Origin of the sequence: Paraburkholderia sp. SIMBA_027, assembly GCF_046535315.1 — a bacterium.
GTDB classification, from domain to species: Bacteria; Pseudomonadota; Gammaproteobacteria; order Burkholderiales; family Burkholderiaceae; genus Paraburkholderia; species Paraburkholderia tropica.
Genome location: NZ_JAWRWY010000006.1, coordinates 450,003 through 457,053, shown reverse-complemented (window position 1 = coordinate 457,053; position 7,051 = coordinate 450,003). Strand labels below are relative to the sequence as shown.

The following is a 7,051-nucleotide window of genomic DNA, read 5'->3' as shown; positions in this document are numbered from 1 at the left end:
ACGTAATCCATCGGCATCATGCGGATCGACATCACCGCTTCCTGCAGATCGCGCGCGTTGCGCTCGAGCTGCGCCATACCGTTGAAGAGGCGGTCGTGCAGCGCCGGATCGAAGGCGCTGCTGGTTTCCGCCAGCATCGCCTGGGTGATCACGAGCTCGCCCACGAGGTTGATCAACTGGTCGACCTTCTCCACGCCCACGCGGATCGAGCTGCCTTCCGCCGATGCGGCGGCGGCCGGACGCGCCTTGCGTTCGTGGTCGGCGTGCGCGGCAGCGGCCGGTGCCGCCGGAGCGGGCGCGGCGACAGGCGCAGCCGGTGCGGCCACGGGCGCAGCCGCGACTGCCGGAGCCGCCGGCGCGGCTGCGACGGGGGCGACAGGTGCGGGCGCGGCCGGCATGGCGGGCGCCGGGGGAATCTGGGCGAGCGGCGCCGGTTCGGCGGGCGCGTCGTCCTGCGGCGCGGAACCCCGGCCGATCGAGATCTGGCTTTCGTCGATCACGAAGCAGCAGACCGCGACGATGTCGTCGGACGGCACGTCGGTTTCGAGCCAGAGCGTGATGTCGTCGCCGGTCTTGAGCTGACCGACGATGCGGCCCAGGTTGCCCAGTTCTTCGGCGAGCAGTTCCTGATCCTTCGCGTCGACCTTGCGCAGCGTGATGCGCAGATGCGGGCCTTCGGCGCCGGCAGCGGCCGGTGCCGCAGGCGCTGCGGGTGCCGCGGGTGCTGCGGGCGTCGCCTGCATCGCCTCGTCGACGACGTGCTCGGGCGCGCCGCCGGCCGCGACAGCCGCGGCCGGCGCGGCGGCAGCCAGCGCCGACGGCAGGTTCGCTTCGAACGCCGCGTCGAGATCTTCTTCGCTGTCCATCGCCGGTGCGGGCGGCGGCGCGATCGGCGCGGGCGCGGCCACCACGGGCGCCGGCGCCGCCTCGGCGGCGGGCAGACCGCGGCTTTCCGCGTAGAGACGCTCGAGCTTCGCGCACACGGCCGCTGCGGCCGCCGCGTCGGGCTCGGCGCTCGCGCGGTACGCGGCGAGCTGGTCGGAAAGCACGTCCTTGGTTTCAAGGAACGTGTCGATCATGTCCTTGCGCAGGACGAGTTCGTTGTTGCGCGCGCGATCGAGCAGCGACTCCAGGATGTGGGTCGTCTCGGTGAGCGCCGTGAAGCCGAACGTCGCCGCGCCACCCTTGATCGAGTGCGCCGCGCGGAAGATCGCCGCCAGATCTTCGGGATCGGGGCGGCCGACGTTCAGGTTCAGGAGAAGCTGCTCCATCTGCGCGAGCAGCTCGTCCGCCTCGTCGAAAAACGTCTGATAGAACTGAGTAATGTCGAGAGTCATTGCTCTTTCACCGCGATTAATGCGTGGGTGGCCGCTGCGTCTGCCGTTGGCAGTGCAAACCGACCGCCGCAGCGCGCCTCATGTCATGTGTTCGGTTCGCCGAGCGCGCTCGCCAGATCGACGAGCAGCTCCGGATCCACCGGTTTTTCGATCCAGCCGGTCGCGCCTGCCTCGCGAACGGCCGCCTTGAAGCCTTCATCCGACTCCGTGGTCAAGACGAGGATCGGCGTTTCCTGGTACGACGGGTTGTCGCGCAAGCGCTTGATCAGGTCGAGCCCGCCCATGCGCGGCATGTACAGGTCGGTGAGCACGAGGTCGAAACGCTGCGCGAGCGCATGCTCGAGACCGTCCTCGCCGTCGTTGGCCACCGTGACCTCGTAACCCGCCGAGCCGAACGCCGCACGCAGGATCTCCCGCATGGACGCCGAATCGTCGATCGCCAGAATATTTCGGATCATCCGTTCCTCGTTCGCGCTTGCCACGCCGCCGTTGTCCCGTTGCTGTCGTTCCCCGGCCTCACGGCGCCTCCGACCTGGCGGGCAACGCAGGCGCCAGCTCGGGTGCGACCGCCGGTGCTACATTCGGCGCGGGCGGTGCGACGGCCGCCGCCGGCGCGAGCTTCGCAGGCGCGGCCGACAGCAGCGGCGGCAGCTTCTGCATCGCCGGCGCGCTGCTGTTTGCCGAACCGGCCGCGCCGCCAGCCGGGCCGCCCGACATCAGCGCGCCCGCAGACAGCGCCTTGCCGGAGCCCGCCGCGTCGTCGGACAGCGTGGTCGTGGTCGAGTCGTCGTGCATCAACGCCTCTTCCGACTTCTTGTTCAACACGATGATGCTGATGCGCCGGTTCTCGGGATCGAGCGGATCGGCCTTGTTCAGGTTCTGCGTCGACGCAAGACCCAGCACGCGCAGCACCTTCGCCTCGTCCATGCCGCCCGCGATCAGCTCGCGGCGCGACGCGTTCGCGCGGTCCGCCGACAGTTCCCAGTTGCTATAGCCCTTCTCGCCGCCCGCGTACGGCACGGCGTCGGTGTGGCCTTGCACGACGATGCGGTTGGGCACGTCGTTGAGCGTCTTGCCGATCGCCTGCAGGATGTCGCGCATGTACGGCTCGACCACGTCGCGCGCCGTCGCGAACATCGGCCGCTTCTGCGAGTCGACGATCTCGATGCGCAGGCCCTGCAGCGTCGAATCGATGCGGATCTGCTGCTTGAACTGGCGCAGCACCGGATTCGCCTCGATCGCCGCCATCAGCTTCACTTGCAGATCGTGCAGGCGCACCTGTTCCTGGCGCTCGAGCGAGCCTTGCTGCGTCTTCGAAGCTTCGTCGTCGTTGTGCTTGACCGTGCTGCGGTCGGTGCGCGCGGTCATGCCGTCGCTGCGGCGCGTGACGCCGTCGTCCTGCGAGGAGATGTCGCGCCCGCCGCCCTTCACGATCGACGAGTCTTCCGCGCTGCGATCGCCGCCCCACAGCGTGACCTTGAGCGGCTGGTTGAAGTAGTCGGCAATGCCCTTCAACTGCACCGTCGAGGCCGAGCTGAGCAGCCACATCAGCAGGAAGAACGCCATCATCGCGGTCATGAAGTCCGCGTAGGCCAGCTTCCATGCACCGCCGTGGTGGCCGCCCTTTTTCGGGGCGACGCGCTTCACGACAATGGCGCGGTCCTTGTTGTTGCTCATCGGGCCGCCCGCCTTATTTCGCCTTGACGCGGCGCACGTGTTCTTCCAGTTCGGAGAACGACGGGCGCTCGGTCGAGAACAGCACCTTGCGGCCGAATTCCACGGCGATCGCCGGCGCGTAGCCGTTCAGGCTCGCGAGAATCGTCACCTTGATGCACTGGAACATCTTGGTCGACTCGGTCACGCGCTGCTCGGCGAGCGAGGCGAGCGGGCCGATCAGACCGTACGAAAGCAGAATGCCGAGGAAGGTGCCGACGAGCGCCTGGGCGATCATCTCGCCGAGCACCGCGGGCGGCTTGTCGGCCGACGCCATCGTGTGCACCACGCCCATCACCGCCGCCACGATACCGAACGCCGGCATCGCGTCGCCCACCTTCGAGAGCGCGTGCGCGGGCGCTTCGCCTTCGGCGTGATGCGTTTCGATTTCCTCGTCCATGAGGCTTTCGATCTCGAAAGCATTCATGTTGCCGCCGACCATCAGACGCAGGTAATCGCTCAGGAATTCGACGATGTGCTTGTCGGCCAGGATCTTCGGGTACTGCGTGAAGATCGGGCTCTTCTGCGGATCGTCGATATCCGCTTCGAGCGTGAGCGTCCCTTCCTTGCGCGCCTTCGCGAGCAGGACATAGAGCAGCGCGAGCAGCTCCATGTAGACGTCCTTGTTGTACTTCGCGCCCTTGAAGAGCGTCGGAAGGACGCCGAGCGTGGCCTTGATGGTCTTGATGCCGTTGCCGAGAATGAACGCGCCGACGCCCGCACCGGCGATCATCAGCACTTCCACGGGCTGCATGAGCGCGCCGAGATGGCCGCCCTCCATCGCATAGCCGCCGAAGACCGACAACAACGTCACGAGTGTTCCCACGATAATCAGCACTGCCGGACCCTCACTGGAAGAATGCGCCGCGGACCGTCATTGGCCCGCGCCCTTAGTTGGGTTTACGGCACCAGTGCGAAAAACTTTGGGATTGGATCCGCACGCGACCCTCGCAGACGCAAACGCTGGAGGGCCGGATCGCCGGAGCGCGCCGCGCGGCGCGGGCGGCGAGGGGCAATCCGGCGCAAGGCGGCGGGGTGAAAGGCGCGGTGAAAAGCAGGACGCAAACCGCGACGGTGCCGGACGTGGCGTACAGCGGCAATCTGTCGCCCTTTCTGGATGCGCGGGATCGGGCCGAAGCACGCGCGCACCCGCACTCAGGAAGCGTGAACCGCTTCGGCGTTGCGGCGCGTGCGCCCTGCGCGCGAAGGCGGCTGGCACAGTCCGCAGACGAAGCTGCGTTGCGGATCGTGGGCGTGCGCGACGAAACGGCCGCCGCAGCGCGAGCACGACGTCAGCTGCAACAGACCGGAGGCGAAGTAGCGCACCAGCGTCCAGGCGCGCGTCAGGCTCAGCGCGGGCTCTTCGTCGTGCAGACGCATGTGTTCGAGATAGAGCCGGTAGCTCTTCACGATCGCGCGCACGGTGTCGCAGCGTCCCTGTCCGCTCATGAACAGAAACGTGTTGTAGAACAGCGAGGAATGCACGTTGGGCTGCCACGTCATGAACCAGTCGGTCGAGAACGGCAGCATGCCCTTGGGCGGCGATTCGCCCTTCACTTCCTTGTAAAGACGGATCAGGCGGTCGCGCGACAGCGAGGTTTCCGCTTCGAGCATCTGCAGGCGTGCACCGAGTTCGATCATTTCGATCGCCAGTGCGATTTCCTTGACCTCGAGCACGACACTGCGCGGCGCGCCGCGGCTTGCGCCCTTAGTGGTGCCCTTCGCCGCGCCCTTCGTCGCGGGTTGGGTGGACGGCTTCGCCGCGGGTGTGCCGCTGTCCTGCAGGGTGTCGCCGGTGCTGATGTTCGTATCCGCGGAACCGGCCGCGGAATCCAGCAGTGCGCAGGGCGCAGCCTGAGAGACCGCGCCTGCCGCGGCATGCGTCGCCGTTAGTGTCGCCATAGACCCCCGAATGGATCACGCGTGGATCCTGGATGGGCGCGGCGCCAGCGGGCCGCGAGGTAAGCCGGGCGGCAGGTCAGTTGACCTGCTCGACGCCCTGGCCGGCCATGAGGATGGCGGAATGCGTTTGCGCGGCTTTGCCCTTGTCGGCGAGTGCGCCAAGGATGGCGTGATCGTCGAAGCGGAAGCGGCACAGCAGTTGATTCGATGCGGCGAGGCGCACCGTCTGCGCGAAGGTGAGATTGGCCAGCACGTCGGCCAGCTGCTCCGAGATGCCCATACGGAACATGCCCGTCGGCCGGTCTTCGCGCAACAGACGTTGCGCGAGCAACAGGTACGACAGATTCACTTCCTTGATCTCGCTGAGCATGTCGCTTTGCGTCGTCGCGCTCATGGATACCCCCGAATTCGAAACGTAGCGGCTGGTCAGGCCTGGTGCGGAAACGTTTGCTCGTTCGACGCAGCGCGGACAGCGCAAGGCGAGGCGAACGGCCCGTTTAGTGGTCGTCCCCGCATTGTGGCTAGGGTGGCCCCAAATGAAAATCGGAAGGATGCCGCGACGCGATGCAAGAAAAACACCGCTTAATGTGTAGGTGTTTTTCTGACAAAGAAGCAAAAGGGGCGAGAGGAAGGGCAACTAACGATGTTATTGGCATAACCGCCGCATTCCTCTGGAGATTATAAAAGCGAATTCATTGACGCGTAACAGAGATATGCACGGTCATTCGCCTTTATTTCAGAGGGCCGGAACCTATTGATTTTTCGGGAATGCGGTTTGCTCATTCGCTGCGCCTCGCACGTCACGCTTTGCAACGCGTCCTTACAGCCGGTGTTTCCCGCTGTAACAACATTAAGGGATTGCAAAACAACTCGTCACGCGTTCTCAAATCTTCATAATCGGACTCAGGGATAACCCCAAACCGCATGACCACCGCAGTGACCGCGTTCACCAAACGCCTTTCACGCGGTCTTTGCCAAGGAGATCAGACCTATGCGAATCGCCCAAATTGCGCCACTTTACGAAGCCGTTCCGCCGAAGCTCTACGGCGGCACCGAGCGCGTCGTGTCCTATCTGACCGAAGCGCTCGTCGACCTCGGCCACGACGTGACGCTGTTCGCCAGCGGCGATTCGGTCACCTCGGCAAAGCTGGAGGCCGCCTGGCCGCGCGCGCTGCGCCTCGACCCGACCGTGCGCGACGCGCTCGCGCCGCACATCGTGCTGCTCGAACGCGTGCGCCGCATGGCCCACGAGTTCGACGTGCTGCACTTCCACCTCGACTACCTGCCGTTCCCGCTGTTCTCGACGCTCGACACGCCGTTCGTCACCACGCTGCACGGCCGTCTCGACCTGCCCGAATTGCAGCCGGTGTTCGACTCGTTCCCGCAAGCGCCGGTGATTTCGATCTCGGACTCGCAGCGCCAGCCGCTGCACCAGGCGAACTGGCTGAACACGATCTATCACGGCCTGCCGAAGGATCTGCTCACGCCGCGCACCGACAAGAAGCCCGAGTACCTCGCGTTTCTCGGCCGCATCTGCCCGGAAAAGCGCGTGGACACGGCTATCAAGATCGCCGCGCTCTCCGGCCTGCCGCTGAAGATCGCCGCGAAGGTGGACAAGGTCGACCAGGACTACTTCAAGACGGAAATCGAGCCGCTGCTTTCGCAGGCGCACGTGGAGTTCGTCGGCGAAATCAACGAAGCGCAGAAGCCCGAGTTCCTGTCCGGCGCCAAGGCGCTGCTGTTCCCGATCGACTGGTCGGAGCCGTTCGGTCTGGTGATGATCGAAGCAATGGCGTGCGGCACGCCGGTGATCGCGTTCAACCGCGGCTCGGTGCCCGAGGTGATCGAGCCGGGCGTGACCGGTTTTATCTGCGAAGACGCGCAGGGCGCCGTGGCCGCGCTGCAAAACATCGACTCGCTCTCGCGCGACACCATTCGCGCGGAATTCGAACGTCGTTTCACTTCGCACACCATGGCCAGTAATTATCTCGAAAGCTATTCGACGCTGATCGAAGCGGCTCGCCGTCCGATGTTGCGCCGTGTCGCCGCGGGAGGCTAATCAGGCTGCATGCCCCTTTCTGAGATAAATGCCCGGAAAG

7 protein-coding genes are annotated in these 7,051 nt (G+C 65.7%); 1 reads left to right on the top strand and 6 read right to left on the bottom strand.

Annotation, left to right across the window (positions count from 1 at the left end; genetic code table 11):
- The 6 genes from SB764_RS14660 to flhD all read right to left on the bottom strand — a co-directional run.
- The coding region (locus SB764_RS14660) for an Hpt domain-containing protein (RefSeq protein WP_410863886.1) at positions 1 to 1,337 on the bottom strand (1,337 nt) is incomplete at its 3' end.
- An 83-nt stretch (positions 1,338 to 1,420) separates the two neighbouring features.
- Positions 1,421 to 1,795, bottom strand: coding sequence for a response regulator (locus SB764_RS14655; protein ID WP_065065597.1), 375 nt, complete (start codon positions 1,793 to 1,795; stop codon positions 1,421 to 1,423).
- A 58-nt stretch (positions 1,796 to 1,853) separates the two neighbouring features.
- Positions 1,854 to 3,014, bottom strand: a complete 1,161-nt coding sequence (gene motB, locus SB764_RS14650; RefSeq protein ID WP_183038402.1) for a flagellar motor protein MotB — start codon at positions 3,012 to 3,014, stop codon at positions 1,854 to 1,856.
- 13 nt (positions 3,015 to 3,027) lie between these two features.
- Positions 3,028 to 3,888 (bottom strand): flagellar motor stator protein MotA, encoded by an 861-nt coding sequence (gene motA / locus SB764_RS14645; protein WP_074982811.1) that lies wholly within the window; start codon positions 3,886 to 3,888, stop codon positions 3,028 to 3,030.
- A gap of 317 nt (positions 3,889 to 4,205) precedes the next feature.
- The gene (flhC, locus tag SB764_RS14640; RefSeq protein WP_410863907.1) at positions 4,206 to 4,727 is read right to left on the bottom strand and encodes a flagellar transcriptional regulator FlhC; all 522 of its coding nucleotides are present in this window, start codon (positions 4,725 to 4,727) and stop codon (positions 4,206 to 4,208) included.
- A gap of 301 nt (positions 4,728 to 5,028) precedes the next feature.
- The gene (gene flhD, locus SB764_RS14635; protein ID WP_065065249.1) at positions 5,029 to 5,346 is read right to left on the bottom strand and encodes a flagellar transcriptional regulator FlhD; all 318 of its coding nucleotides are present in this window, start codon (positions 5,344 to 5,346) and stop codon (positions 5,029 to 5,031) included.
- A 597-nt stretch (positions 5,347 to 5,943) separates the two neighbouring features.
- On the opposite strand from flhD, the gene SB764_RS14630 reads away from it, so the two are divergent.
- Complete coding sequence (locus tag SB764_RS14630; RefSeq protein WP_065065250.1) at positions 5,944 to 7,011, top strand: glycosyltransferase family 4 protein; 1,068 nt, start codon at positions 5,944 to 5,946, stop codon at positions 7,009 to 7,011.
- The last annotated feature ends 40 nt before the right edge of the window (positions 7,012 to 7,051 follow it).